Raw genomic sequence first — 25,390 nt, 5'->3', positions numbered from 1 at the left:
GCGCTTAGCTCACAAAGGGGTGTTCTAAGTGGGTTCGGCTAAACAGTGCGCGCAGCAGCAGCCAAAGGCTCATTGTCGCCAGCCAAAGCAGCAACGCATTGCTCAAGTGAAAATCCCACGAACTGGCTGCCACTACCTTTAGCTGGTAGCCAATGTCTGCCAGAGTCATCAACGTGAGTATCGCCGCCTGCAAGCGCCACGGAACGCGCTGCCATGGCTTGACCACAATCAGCTTGGAAAAAGGAATGAGTCCGGCAATCAGGCTGAGGTAAAACCATTGGCGGTCTGGGTAGAACAGGGCGAGTAACTCCGCACCCTGATCGCGACTGGCGGCTGCGAAGATAAACAGCCACCAAGTTCGACTAAGCAGAACGCTGGCAAGCAGCAGCGTCGGTTGATGTGGATTCACGCGGCAGGTGAGGCGTTATCAGCAGTGGCCTCGTCGCTGGCCACTTCGTTAGCTAGCGGACGAGTTTGCTCGTTTTGCTGAGCGGTGTCGTCGCTGCTTTCAATGTCCTCATTCGACAAGGTTTGAACCTCATTCTCCGGTTCGACGGCGTCTCCCTCAAGCTCGACTAACTGCTCAGCCGATGGCTCAAATGATGCGTCTGCGCTGGCTTCAGGGCTGCGGCGTATCTGGATCAGCATGCCCATCAGCGGGTGGTCAAAGTAGTGAACCTCACCGGAACGAACTCGGCGACGCTGGTCGAAGCGGAAGCTCTGCAGCTGTTGCTGGTACTCACTTTGGCTGATTGACGAACTTGACTCCGCAGGCTCTACGTCGTCCAAGCCGCCGATAAGCACCACTTCATTTGGCTCGTCAGTGATAGCCTCAGGGAGGCTAGTCTCTGGCTCGGCCACTTCTGCTTCAGCCGCTTCAGTTACCACTTTAACTCGCTCTGGGCGGCGCAACAGGAATTGCGCGTCGATATACAAGTAGTGCTGCAGATAGACCTGAATGCCACCGTCTAGCTCCCAGAGCGAGTTAACTTGGGCTGGCTGTTCGGCGTCGGCATCGCTAAGTAAATCGCTGAGCGCCAAGTCCAGACTAGACTGCTCGTCACCTTGCTGCTCGTTGCTTGGCAGGTCTGAGTCATCTGCTGCTGGCTCTAGTGGGTCTTGGCCATGCAATAGGCCGCTATCCGCGAAGCGGTCCGAGAAATCGCGACCAGCAACCAGCTGGTAGTGTTTGGCGCGATTACGCGGCGCAACCACTTCGCGCCAACCGATGTGCATCAGCGGGGTATAGGCATCGTGGGCATTTAGGCGAGCAAACTCGTCTTTTAGCTCCAGCTGCGCAGCACTTAGCATACTGCGCTTGGTGGCGCCGCTAATTGGCCAGCCGCGGCCATCTATCTGGCTGGGCAACTGGCGGAAGCTTGGCTGGGCGCAGGGTTCGATACACTCGAACATCGGGGCCAGCAGGGCTTGCTGGGGCTTAATCGACAGCGACTGGGGCTGCGGCCAGTGCTCAGAGGTTTGCTCTAGCGCGACATCGCGCTTAAACACGATCACTTCAATATCAAACCAGCGCTCTTCCGCCTGACTTTGTGCCAATGGAAGAAGCAGCAGCAGGCCGCTTAGCAGGGGCTTAAGACTCATGGTTAGACAGTTGCTCCAGTAATGTTTCCACCAAGTTTAAGCGCTCCTCATGCCCCTCGCTGGGGATGGTGAACTTAAGCTTGTTGGCGCCTTCTAGGCGATAAATTCTTGGTTGGGATTGTAACAGGCTTACCAGAAAAGCGGGATCGACTTTCGTCTGTTCCGCAAACTCGACGCTGCCGCCTTTCGGCCCCGCTTCTAGTCGCTTGATGCCCAGTTCGGTGGCATCAAGTTTTAGCTGCTGCACGCTGAATAGGTTCTTGGCCGCCTCTGGCAACAAGCCAAAGCGGTCAATCAGCTCCACCTGCAGCTCGCGTAGCTCATGGCTGTCGCGGCAGTTTGCTAAGCGCTTATACAGCGTAAGGCGGGTGGTGACATCGAAGATATAATCTTCCGGCAGCAAGGCGGGCAGGCGTAGCTCCATATCGCATTGCTGGCTCTGGCTAAGATCCCAGTCCAGCTCCTCACCATTTTTCATGGCGGTGACCGCGCGCTCCAGCATCTCCATGTACAAGGTAAAACCGACCGCTTCAATCTGGCCGCTTTGCTCATCGCCGAGCAGCTCACCAGCGCCGCGGATCTCCAAGTCGTGGGTCGCCAGGGTAAAGCCAGCGCCAAGGTCCTCCAGCTGCGAGATGGCGTCGAGGCGCTTAACTGCATCCTTGGTCATAAGCTTCGGCGGCGGCGTGAGTAAGTAAGCATAGGCTTGGTGGTGAGAGCGTCCCACCCGGCCGCGTAGCTGGTGTAACTGCGCCAGGCCGAAGTTGTCGGCGCGGTTGATAATGATGGTGTTGGCGCTTGGGATATCGATGCCGGTTTCGATAATGGTGGTACACACCAGCACGTTAAAGCGCTGGTGGTGGAAATCGCTCATGATCCGCTCTAGTTCGCGCTCGCGCATCTGGCCGTGGGCCACGGTGATGCGCGCTTGCGGTAGCCACTCTTCCAGCTCTTGAGCAACTCGGTCGATGGTCTCCACCTTGTTGTGCAGGAAGTAGACCTGACCACCGCGCATAATCTCCCGGCTGATGGCTTCTTTCACCAACGCTACTTCGTGCTGGCGAACAAAGGTTTTCACCGCTAAGCGCTTGGCGGGCGGGGTGGCGATAATCGATAGATCGCGCATCCCACTCATCGCCATATTCAGGGTACGTGGGATCGGCGTGGCGGTGAGGGTAAGAATGTCGACATCGGCGCGCATCGCTTTGATCTGCTCTTTGTGGCGCACCCCAAAGCGGTGCTCTTCGTCGACCACCAACAGGCCAAGATCAGCGAACTTGATCTCTTTGCTCAAAAGCTTATGGGTACCGATGATGATATCCACCTGACCGGCTTCGATTTGCGCCAAGATCTCGCGCTGCTCTTTAGGCGTTTTAAAGCGCGACAGTACCGCGACATTTACCGGCCAGTTGGCGAAGCGGTCGCTGAAGTTGTCAAAGTGCTGCTGCGCCAGCAGGGTAGTGGGTACCAACACCGCCACCTGCTTGCCAGCGTTAACCGCCACAAATGCGGCGCGCATGGCCACTTCGGTTTTGCCAAAGCCCACGTCACCACACACCAAGCGGTCCATGGCGTTGGGGCTGCGCATGTCCTTGATCATGGCGTCAATGGCGTTGAGCTGATCGTCGGTTTCCTCAAACGGGAAGTCGGCGCAAAACTGCTGGTAGGCGCTGTCATCGACAGTAAACTGATAGCCCGGCTTGGCGGCGCGTTTGGCATAGACCTCGAGAAGCTCAGCGGCAACATCGCGCACTCTCTCAGCGGCTTTTTGCTTGGCTTTCTGCCACTGGTCATTGCCGAGTTTATGCAGCGGGGCGCTCTCTTCATTGGCCCCCGAGTAGCGGCTAATAAGGTGCAGCGCGCTCACCGGCACATACAGCTTGGCTTCATTGGCGTATTCAAGCTGCAAGAACTCGGTGACGATGCCGCCATTCTCGAAGCTAGTCAGGCCGTGATAGCGACCCACCCCGTGTTCGATATGCACCACCGGTTGGCCAAGCGATAGCTCGGCCAAGTTGCGGATCAGCGCATCCGCCTGAATGCCTTTGGCGGCTTCGCGATGCTTACGGGTGCGCACCTTAGCGCCGAGCAAGTCGGCCTCGGTCACTACCTGAATAGCCGGTTCGCTCAGCTCAAAGCCTTTCTCCAGCGGTGCGACCAGCAGACCGAGCTCGAACTTACGCTCAACGAACTCGCCCAGCGAGTTAACCTCGCGTAGCTTGAGTTTGAGCGGGCGTAGCAAGGCTTTGAGGGCCTCGCGGCGGCCGTCGGTTTCTGCGACGAAACAGATGCGAGCCTGCGGGTGATGCTCGATATAGTGCTGCAGCGCTTGCAAGGGTTGGTTAAGGCGGTGATTTACGCTCAGATCGGGCAGCGGATTGGCCGGGAAGTTCTGGCGGTTGCCGCTGGCGCGGGTTTTCCCTACCTGCAGTTTGATCAAGCTAAAGGGTTTTAGCGCGGCGAAGCATTCGTTGGTGTCGGCGTAGAGCTCTTGCGGCGGCAAGATAGGGCGCTGGCGATCGTAGCGGCGGTTCTCATAGCGCTGCTCCAGCTCTTGCCAGAACAGCCGGCTGGCGGCTTCCAGATCGCCCACTCGCAGTACCACGGTATCGGGATGCAACTGCTCAGACAGTAGCTCGGTGCACTGGTGAAACAGCGGCAGGTAGTATTCGATACCGGCGGGCATCACGCCCTTGGAGACCTGCTGGTAGATCGACTCCGGCTCTCGGCTGGTGTCGAAGCGCTCTCGCCACTGCTTGCGGAACTGCTCGATACCAGCGCTGTCGCTGGGAAATTCGTGGGCTGGCAGCAGGGTTAGCTGCTGGTGGGTGTCCTGACTGCGCTGGGTGTCTGGGTCAAAGTCGCGGATGCTCTCCAGCTCATCATCGAAGAAATCCAGCCGGTAGGGGCGATCGCTGCCCATTGGGAACAAATCGAGCAAGCTGCCGCGCAGAGCAAACTCGCCGTGCTCCATCACCTGCTCAACATGCAGATAACCGGCCTTAGCCAAGCGCTCCTTAAAGGCGCTGAGCGAGAGCTGCTGTCCGGCCTTGAGCTGCAGGCTATGCTGACTCAGAAACGAGGCCGGCGCGGCGCGCTGCAGCCAGGTGCTGATCGGCGCGATCACCACACTCTCGGGGTTCTGATTAAGCTGATTCAGGCTGAGAATGCGCTGGGAGATAATGTCCTGATGCGGCGAAAAGTTATCGTAGGGCAGGGTTTCCCAGTCGGGCAGCAGGTTAATACTGCGCTCGGGGGGCAGGCCGTTGACTTCGCGCTCTAGCTGCAGGGCGCTGCGGGTGTCTTCGGTTAGGATCAGCACCGGTTGTTTTAGCTGCTCGATATATTGGGCAATCACCAGAGCCAAGGTACTACCAGGCAGATTCGCTAAGTGTTGTTGATCACCGGCACCCGCCGGCAGGGGTAAGTCAATCAGATTTGCCATGTTATTACTGGTCGTTTTGTTGGCTCTGTTGGCGCGCATTGGCGCGGTCTTTAAGTTGTTGGGTCTGAATGTGCAAGCTTGCGCGCACCAGCAGTTCGATGTCTTGTTCTCGGATCCAGCGGTAAGAGACGTGGATCTGTGAGTTGGCTTCGCTTTCATCTGGCGATTGGCTTGGGCGCGCTTCAACCCGCTCTACCTCACCGTAGCAGTAGATCGCGGCGTTTTCTTCCGGAACAAAGATCTTTACGCGCAGCGCCTGACCCACCTCGAAGTCGCTGTTCCAGGCAAAGCTTAGCTCCGAGCCGCCAAAGCTGATGCTCTGACAGCGCTGCTCGGCGTTGTCGTGGTGCGACAGCACATAACTCAGTACCCGGTTAAGCTTGTTGGCTTGGCGCTCAAGGTAGGCAAGCAGCAACTCACCGGCTTCACCCAGTGGTTTTAGGCCACGCAAGCTGGCCAGCTCTTCGGTAGAGTTTTCGCCGCTTAGCCGAAATGGCTCGGGGATCTCGGCCTCAAACTGTTGCTGGTCGAGAGGGAGCGCTTGCGGCTTGACCGCCTCTACATTGAGGTTAAGCGCGTGCTGCACGCTGAAATACTGCTGTTGCATGCCTGTCCTAGGGTAGCTGGGGTGTAACTTGGCATTAGACCAAGTTGGCAATTCGAATGCAAACGAATACAAGCGCTTGTCCCTACTGGTGTTTCTGTCACATAAGCCGGCTTGTTGCCGGGGTCAGCCTCAGGGTATGATGTGGCCTGTTTTTGGATAAATAGAAGAATAACAGTGAGCTCGCATTTTTGGCTGCACCGTTTTATCGCCTGGCGGTTCTCCCGCGGCGCCAAGCAGCAACGCTTTGCCTCCTTCGTTAGTTGGTTCTCCACATTAGGTATCACCCTTGGGGTTGCTGCGCTGATTACCGTGATTTCGGTGATGAATGGCTTTGAGGCTCAGCTCAAGCAGCGCATCCTCAACCTGGTTCCCCACCTCAGTGTCCCTGCAGAACAGGCGGTGCCCGAAGCGCTACAGTCCTTGCCGTCCTCGCCATTAATCCTCAGTGAAGTGGTGCTGCAAAGCAGCAAAGGCCTGCAAGCGGGGCTAGTGCAGGGGATTGACCCCGCCGTACAGGCTGATGCAAAAGCCTTGGATAAGGCCATGCTGGTGGGGCGCTTAGGCGAGCTACAAGCTGGTAAGTATCAGATAGTGTTGGGCATTAATGTTGCCAACACGCTGGGTGTTCACGTCGGTGATACGGTGCGAGTAATGGCCACCGAGCGACTGGTTTACACGCCACTTGGCGAGATGCCAGCCCAGCGAAACTTCACCGTGGCTGGGATCTTTCAGTTTGGCGCTGAGGTCGATAGCCAATATGCGCTGGTACATATCGATGACCTTGCCCGCCTGCAGCGCAGCCGCCGGGCGGACCTGGAGCAAACCCGCTTCTTCCTCAATGACCCCTTTGATATCGATGTCTTCTCACCTCTACTCAATGCTGCGGGTCTTGAGTTTAGCGATTGGCGTAGCTACTACGGCGAGCTATTCCAAGCGGTACGCATGGAAAAGAACATGATGGGCCTGTTATTTTGCTTAATCATCGCGGTGGCAGCTTTTAATATTTTGTCATCGCTGGTCATGATGGTTGGCGACAAGCAGGGCGATGTGGCGATACTGCAGACGCTTGGGCTGGAGCGGCGCCGGGTGGTGCATATCTTTGTCCTGCAGGGGGCGTGGAGTGGCTGTATCGGCGCCTTAGTGGGGGCCTTGTTGGGTTTCCTACTGGCCACCTACATCAATCCGCTGATGTCTTTGATTGGCCTTAACTTTATCGCCAACCTTGGCGGTAGCGGTCTGCCGGTACTGTTTAAAACCGAGCAAATTCTTATTGTAACCATTGGTGCCATGCTGCTGAGCGTGGTGGCGACTATTTACCCCGCCTGGCGAGCCAGCCAGATCTTGCCAGCAGAGGTATTGCGACATGAATAATTCTTCCCAAGCGCCGGTACTTGAGGCCCGCGGCCTGACCAAGGTCTATCAAGACGGTGATATGCAAACCGAGGTATTGCATGGTGTGGATATGCGGGTGGAGCGCGGCGATGCCATCGCCATTGTTGGGGCCTCGGGCTCTGGCAAAAGCACCTTGCTGCACCTGCTGGGAGCACTTGATAGCGTCACCGCCGGTGAGGTTGCCATTGATGGGCAGCGCTTAGCGGGAATGAGCAACAAGCAATTGGCTGCGCTGCGTAATCAAAAGCTGGGCTTTATCTACCAGTTCCACCACTTGCTCGGTGAGTTCACTGCGCAGGAAAACGTGGCGATGCCGCTATTTATTGCTGGGGTAAAGCGCGCCGACGCGATGCAAAAAGCGGCTGAGTTATTGAAGCGGGTAGGCTTAGGTCACCGCTTAACGCATCGCCCTTCAGAGCTTTCCGGCGGTGAGCGTCAGCGCACTGCGATTGCTCGGGCGCTGGTAAATCAGCCCTCATTGGTTTTGGCTGATGAGCCCACCGGCAACTTGGACAGCAACAGTACTGCATCAATCTACGAGCTGCTGTTGGAGCTAAATCGCGACTTGGGTACTGCCTTTGTGGTGGTGACCCACGACTTGCAGCTGGCCGCGCGTTTCCCTCGCCAGATGCATATGCAGGATGGCCGCTTTCAAGACGGTCACTCTCAAGACCGAGCTGCAGAGGACAACACCCAAGAGGTGGGCGCGTGAGTTTGCCGCTGTCGACCTTAATCGGGCTGCGCTATCACCGAGCGCGCCACCGTAACGGCTTTATTTCATTTATTTCTGCATCGAGCACCATCGGGATCTTGCTCGGGGTGGCAGTGCTGATCATTGGCCTGTCGGTGATGAATGGCTTCGAGCGGGAGCTGCAGCAGCGCTTTTTGGCAATCATCAGCCACGGAGAGCTGGAAGCGGTGGAGCAGCCACTGGCCGATGGCGCTGGCTTGCTGGAGATCGCCACCTCACAACAAGGGGTTGAAGCGGCAGCGCCCTACATAAGCCTAAGTGGCTTGCTGCAAAAAGGTAAGCAGATGAAGGCGATTGCGGTGAAGGGTATCGACCCTGACGCCGAGCGCCAGATCAGCCGCTTGCCGGAGTTTGTATCAAGCGAAGCCTGGCAGGCGCTCGAGCCCACACAAGCCAACATCATTATTGGCGCGGGCATTGCCGATGAGTTGGGGCTCGCAGCCGGTGATACTGCAACGCTGCTGCTACCTCAGCAAAGCACTGGCCAGCGCCTGAGTTCGCCACAGCGGGTGGCGGTGCGGGTGGTGGGGCTAATGCGCGCCGCCGGTCAGCTCGATAACCAGCTGGGTTTTGTACACATCGATCAGGCCCGCCAGTTAAATCAATGGGAATCGGGCGTGAGTGGGATCAGCCTGCGCGTGTCTAACCCGCTGCAAGCCGATGAGCTGGTGCGCACTATTGGTATGCACTCCGAGCAGTTGGTGTATGTTCGCTCTTGGATGCGTACCCATGGCTTTTTGTACCAGGACATTCAGTTGGTACGCACCATTATGTACGCCATTATGCTGCTCATTGTGGCGGTGGCCAGCTTTAACATTGTCTCTACTCTTATTCTGGCGGTGACCGAGAAGCGCTCAGACATTGCCATCCTCAAAACCATGGGGGCGGAAGACGGTTTGTTGATCCGCGCCTTTGTGGTGTATGGCGCCTACAATGGCGTGCTCGGATGCTTGCTTGGCGTGGTGTTGGGGCTGTTAGGCGTTTGGAGCCTGCCATCGCTGGTGGCTGGGGTTGAGCAGTTGCTCGGTCGCACCATCTTATCGGCCGATATCTACTTTATCGACTTTCTGCCGGTGGAGCTGCTGTGGAGTGATGTGGCGCTGGTGGCACTGGCTGCATTGAGCCTGAGCTTGCTGGCGACGCTGTGGCCTGCTTGGCAGGCAACCCGCATTCGCCCCGCCCAAGAGTTAGGCGGTTAAGCGCCCTTACTCGGGGTTCACCTTACTACGACGTCGCAGATAACGGCGTCGCACTGAGGCTCGCCAAAGATTGGTCATAAACACGTAGCCAATAATCGCGAACACTACGCCACAAACTAAGCTGCCCAACAAAAAAGCCGGGCCGAGGGCGGTTAGCAGGCTGCGCAGCCCTTCAATACTGACATGGAAGCGATAGTCCAGCGTGGCCTGGCCAAGTAGCTTGGTGCCCACCCAGTAGCAGCCATAGAACATCGCCGGCCAGGTAATCGGGTTTGAGATCCACACCATGGCCACTGACAAAGGCAGATTAACCTTCAGCGCGATGGCTAACATGGCGGCCAGGATCATCTGCATCGGGATCGGCACAAAGGCGACAAAGATGCCGAGGGCGAATCCGCCTGCGGCCGAGCGACGATTTAAGTGCCAGATGCTAGGGCTATGCAGCCAATCACCCAGAAACTTCAAATGCTTATGCTGGCGCAATTCTTCAGTCTTAGGGATGAATCGCTGTATGGTACGTTTTGGCATATAGTTAGTTATTAACTCACTACTCGATAACTACTGCGTTGGTTTTTGCAAGCGCGTTTTTGTCTGCGGCCATCTCTTCACTATGGTGGCACTCTGTGCCGACTCTAGCAGTAATCTGTGGCGCTTTCATTGCGGGTGTGCTCGCTTTGTTACTACGCTACCGATTTATCGCGGGCTTACTATTGGGTATTGCTTGGCTGGGGTTTCACGCCCATGGCTATCGCAGCCTGATCCAGCATGTTGAATCCTACCAGCAGCCTGTACGCTTTTCAGGAACCATTACCCAGCTCGATGCGAAAAGCTACGGCTTGCAAATGCGGCTTAATTTACACCGAATCGAGGGCTATGGGCAATGCTGTAACGCTCTCTTCAAGGCGGCGCTGATTATCTATGACAATCAAGCGCGAGACTTTGAGGTGGGACAAGTCCTTGTCGCAACAGCCAAACTCAAACCTGCCCATGCACCGCTTAATCACTATGGCTTTAACTATACCCGTTGGTTGCTGGCCAAGCAGGTGGTCGCAAAAGGTCGCTTGATTGAGATTGAGAGCATAAGCGGAGCGCGTGATTGGCGAGAACGCAGTGTCGCTAATCTAGCTGCTTCCCTTATTACGCTTGAGCAAGGAGGGGTTATTCTGGCGCTACTCTCAGGGGATAAGCGGCTGTTGGCGCCTGAGCAGCTTACGCGCTTTCGCGAGGCAGGACTAAGCCATCTGTTGGTGGTGTCCGGCTTACACATCGCCACGGTTGGGCTGTGGGTGTGGGGGGGGCTGAGCTTGCTATTAGCGGGCAACCGATTTCGGGTAAGCCGGTTGATACTGTGCTTGGCGGCCACTCTCGGTTATGTGGCGCTTACCGGTTGGGCCTTGCCTGCTCTCAGGGCCTTGCTGATGTTTAGCTTGGTACTGCTGGGCGTCTTTTATCGACAGCTCTGGCGACCGTGGCAAGGCGTGCTCCTATCGGCCTTGGTTATCGTGCTGGTCTTCCCGTTCAGCGTCTATGACAGCAGTTTTTACCTCTCTTTTGCGGCAACGGCGGCAGTTTTGCTGGCGCTATGGTGGCAGCGCACGAGCAAGCTAAAACAGTTGGTGGCGATACAGCTCGTTATCGGTTTGATGCTGTTGCCGCTTCAACTTGGTCTGTTCGGCGGCGTTGCCTTGTTCGCGCTGCCCATTAATCTAGTGATGGTGCCGCTGTTTACCTTGGTAGTGATTCCGGGGTGCATGATGGGGCTGTTGCTGTTGGGCGTCTCTGAGCCCTTGAGTATGCTGGTTTGGCAAACCATGGGCGTGGTGATTGCTTATGTCGATAATGCCCTAGCCAGCTTATCAGAACTGTCGCCACTCAGTGCCCATGCGCCCGGTTGGCTCAGTGGTATGTGGTGGTTGGTGTTATCCAGCCTTTTATTGTTGCGTTCCCGTTTGTCCAGAGCTGCTGTGCTACTCGCGGTGTTGCTCGCGCCGAGTATCAACACATTGCTGGTTGCGCCGCAGCGCGCCTCTCAATGGCGGGTAGTGGTGCTTGATGTTGGGCAGGGGCTGTCGGTGGTGGTAGAGCGAGCAGGTCATGTGCTGCTCTACGATACGGGTGCGCGTTATCCCAGCGGTTTTAGCTTTTTTGAGGCCAGCTTTCTGCCTTGGTGGCGAGGGAATGGCAGCCCGAGGGTTGAACATATAGTGCTTAGTCACGCCGATAATGACCATGCTGGCGCAGAGCTGCCACTGCTAAGCATGTTTCCCGGTGCCGATGTTTACCGTGGGCGTGATCATCGTTGGTCATCAGCAAACTGCAACGATACGGTTGATTGGCACGGTTTACGGCTACGCTTGTTCCATGCCGAACAGTTTAGTGGCAACAACGGCTCTTGCTTGTTGTTAGTTGAAGGCCCTATGCATCGGGTTTTGATTAGTGGTGATGTTGAACGCTCGGCTGAAGAGGTGCTGGTCGAGAAAGGGCTGCCAAAGGTTGATGTTTTAGTGAGTCCCCACCATGGCAGTCGCAGCTCCTCGAGTCGTGCGTGGGTGAGGGCGCTCAAGCCGCAGTATGTGGTGCATAGTGCTGGTTTTGCTAACCAATATGGCTTTCCTGCTACTGAGACGCTAGAGGCCTACCGGGGCGCTCAGCAGTACGTCACTGCTAGCAGTGGATCAGTGGAGTTTCGGATATCGCAAAGCGGGGTTGAGGTGGTCAGCGAGCGCAGCCATCGACAGCGCTATTGGTATCATCGAAACACTAGTAGTGATTTGGCCCCCGACTGGGTAGAATAGCTCGGTTTTATGTGTAACAGATGACATTTTATGATTGAAGAAACGGCAACTGACAGCAAAGCCAATTTTAAGCGCCTGCTGAGCTATGTGAAGGATCGCAAGAGCGGTTTGATACTGGCTATTATCGGCATGATTGGTTACGGCATTGTCGATACTATTTTCGTCTACTCCATCAAGCCTCTGATTGATGACGGACTGACCGGGAACAATCCCAACGTTCTTAAATATATGCCGATCTTTGTGATGCTGATTGTGCTGTTCCGGGGCATCTGTAACTTCGCCTCATCCTATGGCATGGCGTGGGTGGGTAGCCACTTAGTGATGAAGATCCGCCGTCAGATCTTTACCCGACTGATGTCGATGCCTGTTTCGTTCTTCGATAAAAACCCCACGGGTGACCTGCTTTCTAAAATCACCTACGACTCGACCCAAGTTAGCTCTGCAGCGACCAACGCCTTGGTGAGCTTAGTGCGCGAGACGGCGACGATTATTGGCTTGCTCGGTTTGATGTTCTATCACAGCTGGCAGCTTTCTATGGTGTTCTTCTTGGTGGGGCCGGTTGTGGCCGTGGCGATCCGCATCGTGTCCAAGCGTTTTCGTAAGATCAGCCGCAACATCCAGACTGCGATGGGCAAAGTAACAACCTCTTCAGAGCAGATGCTCAATGGTCACCGTGAGATCCTGGCCTTTGGTGGGCAAAAACAGGAAGCCGATGAGTTTGATGTGGTAAGTAACAACATTCGCCGCCAGCAGATGAAGATGGCGTCGGCCAGTGCCATCGCTAACCCGGCTGTGCAGATTATTGCCTCTTCAGGTTTGGCAATCGTGTTGTACATTGCCTCGTTCCCGGGCATCGTGGAACAGTTAACGCCCGGTACCTTCACCGTGATCGTTACATCGATCATGATGCTGTTGAAACCGCTCAAGGTTATCACCTCCATCAACAACGAAATTCAAAAAGCACTTGCGGCCTGTGGCAGCTTGTTTACCGTGCTGGATATGCCGGGTGAAGTGGATGAGGGCAGTGTAGAAGTTGAACGAGCTAAGGGCCGTGTTGAGCTTAAAGGTGTGAGCTTTTGCTACCCCTCTAAGCCGGATATCGAGGTGCTGAAGAACGTTGATTTAGAGATTCAAGCGGGTGAGACGGTTGCCTTTGTCGGCCGCTCCGGTAGTGGTAAGAGTACCATCGCATCGCTGATACCACGCTTTTACGATGTGGAGTATGGCAGCATTGAGCTCGATGGCATTCCGCTGTCGGATTACACCCTTAACAATCTGCGCCAGCAAATCGCCCAAGTGTCGCAATCGGTGCACCTGTTCAGCGGCAGTATCGCTAGCAATATCGCCTATGGTATGTCGGAGGCAAGCCACGAGCAGATCGTCGCCGCCGCAGAAATGGCCAATGTGGCGGAGTTTGTCAACGAGCTGGAAGATGGCTACGACACGCTGGTCGGTGAGAAAGGCGTCATGCTTTCCGGTGGTCAGCGTCAACGTATCGCCATTGCCCGCGCCCTGCTGCGAGACGCGCCTATCTTGATTATGGATGAAGCCACCTCTGCGCTGGATAGCGAATCCGAGCGCAAGATTCAACAGGCGGTCGACCGGGTGTGTAGCGATCGCACCGCCATCGTTATTGCTCACCGTCTCTCCACCATTGAACGTGCCGATAAGATTGTAGTGATCGATGAAGGCCGGGTCGTTGAGCAAGGCGACCACGAAACCCTGATGGCAGCCAAAGGGAGCTATTACCAGCTACGCTCGATTCAATATGGGCAAGCTGAAGAGTGAGCCTTTGGTATGCCCCCAAGCTGTGGCAGTGGCCGTTAATTGTGCTGTTGTGGCCGCTGAGCCTGCTGTTCTCGCTGATAGCGGGGCTTCGGCGGCGCTCCTACCAGCGAAAAGGCGGCTACCGCGCCAAGGTTCCGGTGTTAGTAGTCGGCAATATCAGTGTCGGTGGCAATGGCAAAACCCCATTAGTGGTAGCACTAGTGGAATACTTTCAGCAGCTAGGCCTCAACCCCGGTGTACTGAGTCGCGGCTATGGTGGCAAGGCGGAGCACTACCCCTACCAAGTCTCTCAGCAAAGTATGGCAAAGCAGTGCGGCGATGAGCCACTGCTTATCCATAGTCGCACCAAGTGCCCGATGGTAGTGGCACCCAAGCGCGCTGAGGCCGCAGCGCTTCTGGAGCAGCAAGGCGTGGATGTCATCATCAGCGACGATGGCATGCAGCACTACGCGCTGGAGCGAGATATCGAGATTGCAGTGGTGGACAGCGAACGCGGCCATGGCAACGGTTTTTGCTTACCGGCAGGGCCACTGCGCGAGCCGGTTAGTCGTCTGCAGCAAGTCGATTTGCTGGTAGCGAATGGGGCAGGGCAGCGTTTTAATCAAGGCCACCGCATGTCATTGGATATCGCGCCGCTTAAGCGGGTTCGCGATGACCATCCCCTGACGGATAGCGCTGACTATTTAAATACCAACTCAATCACGGCAGTCGCTGGCATTGGCCATCCGCCGCGCTTTTTTGCTAGCCTGCAGGCTCAAGGGGCGTCGCTGCAAGAGTGCATTGCTGTGGCCGATCACCAAGCTCTGAGCGAGCAGGATGTATCGCGACTACAGAATCGACATGTGGTCATGACCGAAAAAGACGCATTGAAGTATCGTGATAGCGCAGGCGAACATTGGTACTACCAACCGGTGAGTGCCAAACTTCCGCAACAGTTTTACGATACGCTTAACGCTTTAATGAAGGAACACCTCAATGGCGCTAGATTATAACCTATTGGAAATCGTTGCTTGCCCGGTTTGTAAGGGAAAGCTCTACTACGACAAGCAACAAGATGAGCTTATCTGCAAGTTTGATCGCTTGGCATTCCCGGTTAACGATGGCATTCCGGTGCTGATTGAAGAACAGGCCCGCGAGATGGCCGCCAGTGAGTTGCCCAAATGAGTTTTGTTGTTGTTATTCCAGCCCGTTATCAGAGCACCCGCCTGCCGGGCAAACCACTGATTGATATCGCCGGTATGTCGATGATCGAGCGGGTCTACCGACAAGCGCTGCAATCCGGGGCGGAACGGGTGGTGATTGCCACAGACGATACGCGTATCGAGCAGGTGGCACAGGGCTTTGGTGCAGAGGTGGTGATGACCTCGCCAGACCATGAGTCGGGCACCGAGCGCTTAGGCGAGGTGTGTGACAAGCTGCAGTTGGCCGCCGATACGGTTGTGGTGAATGTGCAGGGCGACGAGCCTTTGATTCCACCGAGCGTAATTGCTCAGGTAGCGGAACTGCTTGAGGGCGATATTGCCCAAATGGCGACCTTAAGCGCGCCGATTGCCGAAGCGGATTTGAACGATCCTAATGTGGTTAAGGTCATCAGCGACAGCAATGGCCACGCTATCTACTTCAGCCGCAGCGCCATCCCGTTTCAACGCGATCTCCAGCAGGGCGACCAGTTCCCGTTTGCTCGTCATATCGGGATCTATGGCTATCGGGCCGGGTTTATCCGCCGTTATCTGAATTGGCAACCCTCGTTAATTGAGCAGGTCGAGAAGCTCGAGCAGCTAAGGGTGCTTTGGCATGGCGAGAAGATCCGTATCGCCGAAGCGCAAGAAACGCCGGCCCATGGCGTCGACACTCAGGAAGACCTCGAAAAGGTACGTGCCCTGCTCGGTGCCTATACCTAACTGGAGTTAACAATGCAGATTGTCACCGACACGCATACCCACACGGTAGCCAGCGGGCATGCTTACAGTTCGCTGCAAGAGAACATCGCTGCGGCCAAGCAAACCGGCCTGAAGCTGATGGCCATGACCGATCATGCTTCAACCATGCCCGGTGCGCCGCACTACTGGCACTTTGAAAACCTGAAGGTGATCCCGCGGGTGGTCGATGGGGTGGGGGTATTGCGTGGGATTGAAGCCAATATTCTCAATCCTGAAGGCGAGCTGGATATTACCGAAAGCCTCGCGCAACGCCTCGACGTGGTGATTGCCAGCTTCCACGAGCCGCTTTTCAAGCCGGGTGATGCAGCGACCCATTCCAAGGCCTTGCTGGCGGTGATCAAAGGCGGTAAGGCGGACATTCTTGGACACTTGGGCAATCCCAACTTCCCCTTCGATATCGATACCGTGGTTGCCGCTGCCGCCGAGCATAAGGTGATGATTGAGATTAACAACTCGTCGTTTGCCGGTTCTCGCCAAGGCAGTGATGTTAACTGTGAGAAGATCTTGCTGGCGGCTAAGCGATTGGGCGCGCTGCTCTCTTTCGGGAGCGATGCGCATATCTCCTATCAAGTAGGGCGTTTTCCCCACGCGTTGGCGTTGGCGCAAAAGCATGACTTTCCCGCAGAGCGCTTGGTTAGCACCAGGGCCGAGCGCCTGTTAGATGCGCTAGCGGCGAGAGGGAAACAGCTGCATCAGCACTATCAAGAGGTGCTGTAGCTAGCTCGCGTTAACCTCTACGTAAAGGTTATACCTTGCCAACAAAAAAGCCCGCTGATTAGCGGGCTTTTGCATCATGGCTAGTGATGATTATTTGAAAGCGCGCTGGGCCTCACCAGTGTAGCGCTGACGAGGGCGGCCGATACGCTGGGTATCTTCTTCCATCATCTCTTTCCAGTGGGCAATCCAGCCAACAGTACGAGAAATCGCGAAGATTACCGTAAACATCGAGGTAGGAATACCGATCGCTTTCATCACGATACCTGAGTAGAAATCCTCGTTCGGGAACAGTTTCTTGTCGATGAAGTAGGGGTCTGATAGCGCGATACGCTCGAGCTCCATGGCTACTTCAAGTAGCGGATCATCGATATTTAACTCGTTAAGTGCCTCGTGACAACTCTCGCGCATTACTGTTGCGCGCGGATCGTAGTTTTTGTGAACACGGTGTCCGAAGCCCATCAAGCGGAATGGGTCATCTTTGTCCTTGGCGCGAGCAATAAACTCAGGAATACGATCCACCGAGCCGATCTCAGCCAGCATGGTCAAACAGGCCTCATTGGCACCGCCGTGAGCAGGTCCCCACAGACAGGCAATACCTGCAGCGATACACGCAAATGGGTTAGCGCCAGAAGAGCCCGCCAAACGTACAGTAGAGGTTGAAGCATTTTGCTCATGGTCAGCATGAAGGGTGAAGATGCGGTCCATAGCGCGCTCTACAACTGGGCTGATCTTGTACTCTTCGGTGGGTACCGAGAACATCATATTCAGGAAGTTCGCGGCATAGCTTAGATCGTTTCGGGGGTAAACGAAGGGCTGACCAATAGAGTACTTGTAGCTCATGGCTGCCAGAGTGGGCATCTTAGACAGCAAACGGAATGCAGCAATCTCGCGGTGACGCACGTTGCTGATATCCATCGCGTCATGATAGAACGCCGACAAGGCACCCACCACGCCCACCATGATTGCCATAGGATGCGAGTCACGGCGAAAGCCTTGGAAAAAGTGAATCAACTGCTCGTGCACCATGGTGTGGCGCGTCACAGTGGTTTTAAATGTCTCGTATTGCTCAACGCTGGGACGTTCACCGAACAATAGGATGTAGCATACTTCGAGGTAGTCTGCATGTTTGGCCAACTCTTCAATAGAGTAGCCGCGGTGTAATAGGATACCTTTGTCGCCATCGATGAAGGTGATTTGGGACTCACAGGCCGCTGTGGCCAGGAAACCGGGATCAAAGGTGAAGTAACCTTGTTTGCCTAAACTTCGAATGTCGATTACATCTTGGCCCGCTGAGCTCTCTAGAATTGGAAGCTCTACGGCTTCTTTTCCAGGCAACAGCAGACTGGCTTTATTGTCAGCCATAACACGTCTCCCTGCTTATTGTATTTGTACTAATCCGGATACAAAGTGCACGTCATTTTGGATCACTTAGGGTAAAAATGTCAATTGACCATTGTTGTAACATATGGCCTGTTGTTTAAATAATGTGAACAAAGGCTGTTTTGACAACAGCTTGAAATCGATAAATGTGGCCTAGATTGCGGAAATGTTAATTGTGTTTAAAAAAGCTGATGCTTATACTTAAAGCCGTTGTACAGCAGAGTTTGGCTTGTTGTTGTTGTGGTAAAAGGTAGTTTTTTAGACTTTAGTCTCATATTTAACGAAAACTCTACATAACTAACAAGTCATGGTTTTATTATCGGTCTGATCTGTGCATCAAATAAACATAATAAGTGTTCAATGGAGCTGAGTGGACGGACCCGTGAAAAAAGACCAAAGACCCGTAAACCTCGACCTACGTACTGTTCAATTCCCTCCGACGGCGATCGCCTCAATCTTGCACCGCGTATCCGGTGTGCTGGTGTTCTTCTTTCTGGCAATCTTGCTTTGGCTACTGGCGATGTCCCTCTCTTCGCCTGTCGGATTCGAGCGAGCCGCCGGGATTGTCGACAATTTTCTGGTTAAGTTGATCCTTTGGGGACTGCTCACCGCACTGATGTACCACATCGTCGGCGGTATTCGTCACCTAATCATGGATCTGGGCTACTGGGAAGAGCTCGAATCTGGCAACGCCAGCGCCAAGGTGAGTTTCATCATTACTGGCTTGTTAGCCATCGTCGTGGGAGTAATTGTATGGTAACTAATGCAGCAACCTTCGGCCGCAGTGGCGTTCATGATTACATCTTGATCCGCGTCACCGCAGTCATCCTGACCCTCTATACCTTTTACTTGTTGGGCTTCTTTGCCTTCAACGAGGTCAATTATCTGAGCTGGACAAGCTTTTTCTCTGGCATGTTCACCAAGATATTTACCCTGCTAGCCCTGCTGAGCATGTTGATACATGCCTGGATCGGCCTATGGCAAGTACTTACTGATTACGTTAAACCGGTAGGGCTGCGCCTGGCTTGTCAGTTTGGGTTAATGCTAATTGCCTTCGTCTATCTGGCGGCTGGCTTGTCGATTATCTGGGGGTAAATATCTGTGACTATTATTACGCGAGAGTTTGATGCCGTGGTAGTCGGCGCAGGTGGTGCCGGTATGCGCGCTGCTTTGCAAATTTCCAAAGAGGGCAAATCTTGTGCCCTGATTTCCAAAGTATTTCCAACCCGTTCTCACACCGTATCTGCCCAGGGCGGGATTACTGTTGCGCTAGGCAACTCCCACCCAGATAACTGGCAGTGGCACATGTACGACACCGTGAAAGGCTCCGATTATATCGGTGACCAAGACGCCATCGAATACATGTGTAATGTGGGACCGGAAGCGATTATCGAGCTGGAACAGATGGGCTTACCATTCTCCCGCTTTGATGACGGCAAGATCTACCAGCGCCCGTTCGGTGGCCAATCCAAAGAGTTTGGTGGCGAACAAGCGGCGCGCACCGCTGCTGCGGCCGACCGAACTGGCCACGCTCTGCTACACACCTTGTATCAGCAGAACGTGAAGAACCAAACCACCATCTTCTCCGAGTGGTATGCCCTCGATTTGGTGAAAAACGCCAACGGCGATGTGGTTGGCTGCACTGCCATGAATATGGAAGATGGCCAGATTGTGTACTTTAAGGCGCGAGCGACTGTACTGGCGACCGGCGGTGCTGGACGTATCTTTGCTTCAACCACCAACGCCCACATCAACACCGGTGATGGTGTCGGTATGGCGAGCCGTGCCGGCGTACCCATCCAAGATATGGAGATGTGGCAGTTCCACCCAACCGGCATTGCCGGTGCCGGGGTACTGGTAACCGAAGGCTGCCGCGGTGAAGGTGGTTATCTTCTAAACAAAGATGGCGAGCGCTTTATGGAGCGTTACGCTCCCAATGCTAAAGATTTGGCTGGCCGCGACGTGGTTGCCCGCTCAATGATGACCGAGATCCGCGAAGGGCGTGGCTGTGATGGTCCTTGGGGCACCCACATCAAACTTAAGCTCGACCACTTGGGCGAAGAGATCTTAGAGAGCCGCTTACCGGGTATCTGTGAGTTGAGCCGCACCTTTGCCCACGTTGATCCTGTGAAAGAACCCATCCCGGTTATCCCAACCTGCCACTACCAGATGGGTGGCATTCCTTGTAAGGTGCATGGTCAGGCGATTCGCCAAAACGCTCAGGGCGAGGACGAAATCGTCAACGGCTTGTTCGCAGTTGGTGAGATTGCTTGTGTATCGGTACATGGTGCCAACCGTTTGGGCGGTAATTCACTGCTCGATTTGGTGGTGTTTGGTCGCGCGGCAGGTAAGTTCCTGGGCGAATACCTCAACGACGATGTGTCTTACCAAGATGCCTCGGGCGATGACCTCGACGCCGCCATGGCGCGTTACCAGCGCTGGGAAGACTCGCCAAGTAATGGTGAAGATCCAGTGCAAATCCGCAAGGACCTGCAAGAGTGCATGCAGCTTAACTTTTCGGTGTTCCGTGAAGGTGAAGCGATGGCAGAAGGTCTTAAACAGCTGCAAGAGATCCGTGAGCGCCTGGCCAACGCCAGCCTCCAAGACAAATCCCACGACTTTAATACCCAGCGCGTTGAGTGCTTGGAGCTCGATAACCTGATGGCGACAGCTATCGCGACTGCACATGCGGCGAATTTCCGTACCGAGAGTCGCGGCGCCCACTCACGTTTCGATTACCCCGAGCGTGATGATGCCAAGTGGTTGTGCCACAGCGTGTTTGACCCGGTCAGCGAGACCATGGGCCGACGCGAAGTAAACATGGAGCCTCAGTTACGCGAGCGCTTCGAACCGAAAGTCAGGACTTACTAAGGAGGCGGTGATGAAGGTGAATTTTTCTGTCTACCGCTACAACCCGGAAACAGACACAAAACCCTATATGAAGGCCTATCAACTTGACGTGCCGGAAGGCTCCGATATGATGGTGCTTGATGCGTTAATTTTGCTTAAAGAACAAGACCCTAGCATTGCGTTTAGACGTTCATGCCGGGAAGGGGTCTGTGGCTCCGACGGGATCAATATGAACGGTAAGAATGGGCTTGCCTGTATCACTCCACTGTCGGATTTATTGGGCAAGGGAGATATAGTGATTCGCCCGCTGCCTGGATTGCCGGTCATCCGCGATCTGGTGGTGGACATGGCGCAGTTCTACGAGAACTACGCCAGAATTAAACCCTATCTTATCAACGACGGCTTACCGCCTGCTCGGGAAAACCTCCAGTCACCGGAAGAGCGCGAACAACTTGATGGCATGTACGAGTGTATCTTGTGCGCCTGTTGTTCCACGTCTTGCCCTTCCTTCTGGTGGAATCCAGACAAGTTTGTCGGACCTGCTGGCTTGCTGGCTGCTTATCGTTGGCTGGCCGACAGTCGCGATACCGCAACCGACGAACGCTTGGCAGAGCTCGACGATGCGTTCTCGGTCTTCCGTTGTCACGGCATTATGAACTGCGTCAGTGTGTGTCCTAAGGGACTCAACCCAACCAAAGCCATCGGCCACATCAAGTCGATGTTAATTAAGCGGGCTGTTTAGGCGCAGGAGTGACCTTCTGCAGTAACTAAATAGCCATGCTGCAAGGCAGGATGGCTATTTTTTGTATAACATCAATAAGCTGGTACGCGGGCTTATCGAATCTAGGATAGTGTTAATGCAAAATGGCGTGATGAAAGCCTGGCTGGAATCCTCTCATCTGGCTGGAGCCAACTCGACCTATGTCGAAGAACTCTACGAGTCTTTCCTGGAAGACCCTGAATCTGTGCCGCAGCAGTGGCAAGACGTGTTTGGCGAACTTCCTCCGGTTACTGGGATCGCTGAAGACACCCCCCATAGCCCGGTTCGCGACTACTTCCGTAATCTGGCGAAGCAAAGTAATCGCAGCTCCGGCGCGACCGAAGATCCGGTCCAGAGCGCGAAGCAGGTTAAAGTCCTGCAGTTAATTAACGCTTTTCGCTTCCGTGGACATCAACATGCACTGCTCGACCCGCTAGGTCTGTGGGTGCAAGATCGAGTGGCCGATCTCAGCCCTGAGTTCCACGCCCTCGACCAAGACGATTTCTCTGAAACCTTCAACGTCGGCTCCTACGCCATCGGCAAAGACACCATGGTGCTTAGCGAGCTCTACGATAGCTTGCAGAAAACCTACTGTGGCTCCATCGGTGCCGAATATATGCACATCACCGATACCGACGAAAAACGTTGGATCCAAAGTCGTTTGGAATCAGTTGAAGGGCAGGGCAACTACGACGAGCAAGATCGGCTGCGTTTTCTCAAAAGCCTGACCGCCGCCGAAGGTTTGGAAAAATACTTGGGGGCCAAGTTCCCCGGTGCCAAACGTTTCTCGCTCGAAGGCGGCGATAGCCTGATTGTGATGCTCAAAGAGCTGATCCGCGGTGCAGGTGTCGCGGGCATGAAAGAAGTGGTGGTGGGTATGGCCCACCGTGGTCGCTTGAATGTACTGGTCAACGTGCTGGGTAAGAACCCCTCGGACTTGTTCGACGAGTTTGCTGGCAAGCACGATGACACTTGGGGCACCGGTGATGTGAAATACCACCAAGGCTTCAGTTCAGACTTTGCAACTCCCGGTGGCAATGTTCACTTGTCGCTGGCCTTTAACCCCTCTCACCTTGAGATTGTTAACCCGGTGGTGATGGGCTCGGTGCGTGCCCGCCAAGACCGCCGCCAGGTCGAAGATTGTATGCCGATTACCATCCACGGCGATTCGGCGATTGCTGGCCAAGGTGTGGTGCAAGAAACCTTTAATATGTCACAGGCGCGTGGCTATAAGGTTGGCGGTACCATCCGCATCGTGATTAATAACCAAGTGGGCTTTACCACCTCTAACCCGCGTGACACCCGTTCTACTCAGTACTGTACCGATATCGCGAAGATGGTGCAGGCGCCGATCTTCCATGTGAACGGCGATGACCCAGAAGCGGTGGCCTTTGTTAGCCTGTTGGCGCTGGAGTTCCGCAACACCTTCAAGCGCGACGTAGTGATCGACTTAGTCTGCTACCGCCGCCATGGCCACAACGAGGCGGATGAGCCGAATGCGACCCAGCCGTTGATGTACCAGACCATCAAAAAACATCCAACTCCGCGTAAAGCCTACGCTGACGCGCTGGTGGGCAAAGGTCAGTTAGAAGACAGCCGCGCCACTGAGATCGTCAATGAGTACCGCGATGCGCTGGATGCCGGAGATTGTGTGGTCGAAGAGTGGCGACCAATGGAAGAGCATAGCGTCGATTGGCGACCGTTTATTGGCCATGATTGGGATATTGCCTACGACACCAAGCTTGAGATGGACAAGGTGCTTGATTTAGGCGAACGGGTCACCCGTTACCCCAGCGAGCACAAGCTGCATCCGCGGGTGAAGAAAATCTATGACGACCGGGTGCTGATGGCGCGCGGCGACAAGCCGATGGACTGGGGCTTTGCCGAGAACATGGCCTACGCCAGCTTGCTGGATGAGGGCATTAATGTGCGCCTGACCGGACAAGACTCCGGGCGTGGCACCTTCTTCCACCGCCATGCGGTATTGCACAGCCAAGTAGACGCCTCGACCTACGTGCCGCTAAAGAACCTCAGAGAGGGGCAGGGCCACCTTGCACTGTTCGATTCAGTTCTATCAGAAGAAGCGGTAGTGGCCTTCGAGTACGGCTATTCCACCGCACAGCCTGCGTCCTTGGTGATATGGGAAGCGCAGTTTGGTGACTTCGCTAACGGCGCCCAAGTAGTTTTCGATCAGTTCTTGTCATCGGGCGAGCAGAAGTGGGGGCGGATGTGTGGCCTAGTGCTGCTGTTGCCTCATGGCTACGAGGGCCAAGGCCCTGAGCACTCCTCAGCCCGTTTGGAGCGCTACCTACAGCTATGTGCTGAGCACAATATGCAGGTCTGTGTGCCAAGTACCCCGGCGCAGGTTTACCATATGCTACGCCGCCAACAGATCCGGCCGATGCGTCGTCCACTGGTGGTGATGTCGCCCAAATCCTTGCTACGTCACCCACTGGCGACCTCGTCGCTGGATGAGTTGGCCAATGGCCGCTTTGAGAATGTCATCAGCGAGCTTGATGAGCTCGATCCCAAGCAAGTTCGCCAGGTGGTGATGTGCTCCGGTAAGGTCTACTACGACTTGCTCGAGCAGCGTCGCAAGAATGAACAAAGCGATGTGGCAATCATCCGCATCGAGCAGCTCTACCCCTTCCCTGAGGCCGACATGCAGCAGGTGCTGAGTGAGTATCAGCACGTCGAGCGCTTTGTCTGGTGTCAGGAGGAGCCGCAAAACCAAGGGGCTTGGTATTGTAGCCAGCACCACTTCCGTAACGCGATCCCCGAGGGGGCCAGTCTGCGCTATGCCGGTCGCCCTGCCTCAGCTTCACCGGCTGTCGGCTATATCTCGTTGCACTTGAAACAACAACGCGCGTTGGTGAATGACGCACTCAACGTAGAATAAAAGGACGTAAGGAAACCAATAATGAGCATTGAAATTAAAGTGCCTGATTTACCCGAATCCGTCGCAGATGCCAGTATCGCTACCTGGCACAAGCAGCCTGGCGATGCGATTGCGCGCGACGAAGTGATTGTTGAAATCGAGACCGATAAAGTGGTCTTGGAAGTCCCTGCTCAGGAAGACGGGGTATTGGAAGTGATTCACCACGGCGAGGGTGACACGGTGTTGGCCCAGCAAGTGATTGGTGTAATGAAACCAGGCGCTGTTGCCGGCGAAGAGACCACCGCCAAGCCCGATAGCGGGGATGCCGAGCCTGCCGCTGATGCGAGCAACGACAGTGCCGATCTTGAAGCGCTGTCCCCGTCAGTGCGCCGTTTGGTGCAAGAGAAGGGCGTGGACGTTAGCCAGCTCAAAGGTACTGGCCCGGGTGGACGCATTGTTAAAGAAGACGTTGAAGCCTACCTGGCAGGCGGTGGCAAGCCTGCAGCCGCGCCAGCGCCTAGCCAACCTGTTGCCGCTGTTACAGCACCACCGATTGGTGCGCGCAGCGAGAAACGGGTTGCCATGACCCGACTGCGTAAGCGTATCGCCGAGCGTCTGCTAGAAGCCAAGAACACTACCGCCATGTTGACTACCTTTAACGAAGTCAACATGAAGCCGATTATGGACCTGCGTAAGCAGTATCAGGAAACCTTCGAGAAGCGTCACGGTATCCGCTTGGGCTTTATGTCGTTCTATGTGAAAGCCGTGGTTGAGGCGCTCAAACGCTTCCCTGAGGTGAATGCATCGATTGATGGCGATGACATCGTTTATCACAACTTCTTCGATGTGAGCATCGCGGTGTCTACCCCACGTGGCTTGGTGACGCCGGTGTTGCGCGATTGCGACACCTTGGGCATGGCGGAAATCGAAGGCGCGATTAAAGATCTGGCGATTAAAGGCCGCGACGGCAAGTTGACCGTGGATGAGCTGACCGGTGGTAACTTCACCATCACTAACGGTGGGGTGTTTGGCTCGTTGATGTCGACGCCAATTATCAATCCACCGCAAAGCGCAATCTTGGGTATGCACAAGATCCAAGACCGCCCCATGGCAGTGGATGGCAAGGTAGAGATCCTACCAATGATGTATCTGGCGCTGTCCTACGATCACCGCTTGATTGACGGCAAGGAATCAGTAAGCTTCTTGGTCACCATTAAGGAGCTGCTGGAAGATCCTACGCGCTTACTACTTGACGTATAAAACAAAATTGGGCCCATGAAGGGCCC

21 protein-coding genes are annotated in these 25,390 nt (G+C 55.0%); 15 read left to right on the top strand and 6 right to left on the bottom strand.

Annotated features, from left to right (window positions below; translation table 11 throughout):
- Positions 1-4: 4 nt before the first annotated feature.
- From G462_RS23685 to G462_RS0100405, 4 genes are read right to left on the bottom strand one after another with little or no spacing between them, the layout of a single operon-like run.
- Positions 5-409, bottom strand: coding sequence for a DUF2919 family protein (locus G462_RS23685; protein ID WP_051326416.1), 405 nt, complete (start codon positions 407-409; stop codon positions 5-7).
- Positions 406-1,602, bottom strand: a complete 1,197-nt coding sequence (locus tag G462_RS0100415) for a CsiV family protein (RefSeq protein ID WP_026957239.1) — start codon at positions 1,600-1,602, stop codon at positions 406-408. Before G462_RS0100415 ends, G462_RS23685 begins: the two co-directional genes overlap by 4 nt.
- Positions 1,592-5,047 (bottom strand): transcription-repair coupling factor, encoded by a 3,456-nt coding sequence (gene mfd, locus G462_RS0100410; RefSeq protein ID WP_035476310.1) that lies wholly within the window; start codon positions 5,045-5,047, stop codon positions 1,592-1,594. The genes G462_RS0100415 and mfd overlap by 11 nt, the downstream gene beginning before the upstream one ends.
- Before the next feature lie 4 nt (positions 5,048-5,051).
- Entirely contained in the window at positions 5,052-5,654 is a 603-nt protein-coding gene (locus G462_RS0100405) for a PilZ domain-containing protein (protein ID WP_026957237.1), read from the bottom strand.
- Between the two features lie 174 nt (positions 5,655-5,828).
- Between G462_RS0100405 and G462_RS0100400 the strand changes: the two genes are divergently transcribed.
- From G462_RS0100400 to lolE, 3 genes are read left to right on the top strand one after another with little or no spacing between them, the layout of a single operon-like run.
- Positions 5,829-7,025 carry a lipoprotein-releasing ABC transporter permease subunit gene (locus G462_RS0100400; protein WP_245579503.1) on the top strand — a complete coding sequence of 399 codons (1,197 nt, stop codon included), beginning with the start codon at positions 5,829-5,831 and terminating at the stop codon, positions 7,023-7,025.
- Positions 7,018-7,758 carry a lipoprotein-releasing ABC transporter ATP-binding protein LolD gene (lolD, locus tag G462_RS21220; RefSeq protein WP_051326415.1) on the top strand — a complete coding sequence of 247 codons (741 nt, stop codon included), beginning with the start codon at positions 7,018-7,020 and terminating at the stop codon, positions 7,756-7,758. The genes G462_RS0100400 and lolD overlap by 8 nt, the downstream gene beginning before the upstream one ends.
- Positions 7,755-8,996, top strand: a complete 1,242-nt coding sequence (gene lolE / locus G462_RS0100390; RefSeq protein ID WP_026957235.1) for a lipoprotein-releasing ABC transporter permease subunit LolE — start codon at positions 7,755-7,757, stop codon at positions 8,994-8,996. The genes lolD and lolE overlap by 4 nt, the downstream gene beginning before the upstream one ends.
- Positions 8,997-9,002: 6 nt before the next feature.
- On the opposite strand, the gene G462_RS0100385 is transcribed toward lolE, so the two are convergent.
- Positions 9,003-9,524, bottom strand: a complete 522-nt coding sequence (locus G462_RS0100385) for a DUF2062 domain-containing protein (protein WP_026957234.1) — start codon at positions 9,522-9,524, stop codon at positions 9,003-9,005.
- 95 nt (positions 9,525-9,619) lie between these two features.
- On the opposite strand from G462_RS0100385, the gene G462_RS0100380 reads away from it, so the two are divergent.
- From G462_RS0100380 to G462_RS0100355, 6 genes are read left to right on the top strand one after another with little or no spacing between them, the layout of a single operon-like run.
- Complete coding sequence (locus G462_RS0100380; RefSeq protein ID WP_026957233.1) at positions 9,620-11,791, top strand: DNA internalization-related competence protein ComEC/Rec2; 2,172 nt, start codon at positions 9,620-9,622, stop codon at positions 11,789-11,791.
- Between the two features lie 30 nt (positions 11,792-11,821).
- Complete coding sequence (gene msbA, locus G462_RS0100375; protein WP_026957232.1) at positions 11,822-13,579, top strand: lipid A export permease/ATP-binding protein MsbA; 1,758 nt, start codon at positions 11,822-11,824, stop codon at positions 13,577-13,579.
- Complete coding sequence (gene lpxK, locus G462_RS0100370) at positions 13,576-14,571, top strand: tetraacyldisaccharide 4'-kinase (protein WP_035476220.1); 996 nt, start codon at positions 13,576-13,578, stop codon at positions 14,569-14,571. The genes msbA and lpxK overlap by 4 nt, the downstream gene beginning before the upstream one ends.
- Positions 14,555-14,743: a Trm112 family protein gene (locus tag G462_RS0100365; RefSeq protein ID WP_026957230.1), complete on the top strand. Its 189-nt coding sequence runs from the start codon at positions 14,555-14,557 to the stop codon at positions 14,741-14,743. Before lpxK ends, G462_RS0100365 begins: the two co-directional genes overlap by 17 nt.
- On the top strand, positions 14,740-15,480 hold the full coding sequence (gene kdsB / locus G462_RS0100360; RefSeq protein ID WP_026957229.1) for a 3-deoxy-manno-octulosonate cytidylyltransferase: 741 nt from the start codon (positions 14,740-14,742) through the stop codon (positions 15,478-15,480). The genes G462_RS0100365 and kdsB overlap by 4 nt, the downstream gene beginning before the upstream one ends.
- Positions 15,481-15,492: 12 nt before the next feature.
- Positions 15,493-16,236: a phosphatase gene (locus G462_RS0100355; RefSeq protein ID WP_026957228.1), complete on the top strand. Its 744-nt coding sequence runs from the start codon at positions 15,493-15,495 to the stop codon at positions 16,234-16,236.
- Positions 16,237-16,326: 90 nt separating this feature from the next.
- On the opposite strand, the gene gltA is transcribed toward G462_RS0100355, so the two are convergent.
- The gene (gene gltA, locus G462_RS0100350; protein ID WP_026957227.1) at positions 16,327-17,598 is read right to left on the bottom strand and encodes a citrate synthase; all 1,272 of its coding nucleotides are present in this window, start codon (positions 17,596-17,598) and stop codon (positions 16,327-16,329) included.
- A 388-nt stretch (positions 17,599-17,986) separates the two neighbouring features.
- Here gltA and sdhC point away from each other — a divergent pair, with 388 nt between their 5' ends.
- The 6 genes from sdhC to odhB all read left to right on the top strand — a co-directional run bounded on the left by sdhC (position 17,987) and on the right by odhB (position 25,364).
- Positions 17,987-18,376, top strand: a complete 390-nt coding sequence (gene sdhC, locus G462_RS0100345) for a succinate dehydrogenase cytochrome b556 subunit (RefSeq protein WP_035476218.1) — start codon at positions 17,987-17,989, stop codon at positions 18,374-18,376.
- Positions 18,370-18,711, top strand: a complete 342-nt coding sequence (gene sdhD, locus G462_RS0100340; protein WP_026957225.1) for a succinate dehydrogenase, hydrophobic membrane anchor protein — start codon at positions 18,370-18,372, stop codon at positions 18,709-18,711. Before sdhC ends, sdhD begins: the two co-directional genes overlap by 7 nt.
- A 6-nt stretch (positions 18,712-18,717) precedes the next feature.
- Positions 18,718-20,487 carry a succinate dehydrogenase flavoprotein subunit gene (sdhA, locus tag G462_RS0100335; RefSeq protein WP_026957224.1) on the top strand — a complete coding sequence of 590 codons (1,770 nt, stop codon included), beginning with the start codon at positions 18,718-18,720 and terminating at the stop codon, positions 20,485-20,487.
- Between the two features lie 10 nt (positions 20,488-20,497).
- Positions 20,498-21,208: a succinate dehydrogenase iron-sulfur subunit gene (locus G462_RS0100330; RefSeq protein ID WP_026957223.1), complete on the top strand. Its 711-nt coding sequence runs from the start codon at positions 20,498-20,500 to the stop codon at positions 21,206-21,208.
- Positions 21,209-21,323: 115 nt separating this feature from the next.
- Positions 21,324-24,125: a 2-oxoglutarate dehydrogenase E1 component gene (sucA, locus tag G462_RS0100325; protein WP_026957222.1), complete on the top strand. Its 2,802-nt coding sequence runs from the start codon at positions 21,324-21,326 to the stop codon at positions 24,123-24,125.
- Positions 24,126-24,146: 21 nt separating this feature from the next.
- Positions 24,147-25,364 carry a 2-oxoglutarate dehydrogenase complex dihydrolipoyllysine-residue succinyltransferase gene (odhB, locus tag G462_RS0100320; RefSeq protein ID WP_026957221.1) on the top strand — a complete coding sequence of 406 codons (1,218 nt, stop codon included), beginning with the start codon at positions 24,147-24,149 and terminating at the stop codon, positions 25,362-25,364.
- The last annotated feature ends 26 nt before the right edge of the window (positions 25,365-25,390 follow it).

Origin of the sequence: Aliagarivorans taiwanensis DSM 22990, from assembly GCF_000429505.1 — a bacterium.
In the GTDB taxonomy this organism is placed as follows: Bacteria; Pseudomonadota; Gammaproteobacteria; order Enterobacterales; family Celerinatantimonadaceae; genus Aliagarivorans; species Aliagarivorans taiwanensis.
Note: the sequence above shows the minus strand (reverse complement) of the source record. Positions and strands in the feature narration are given on the sequence as shown.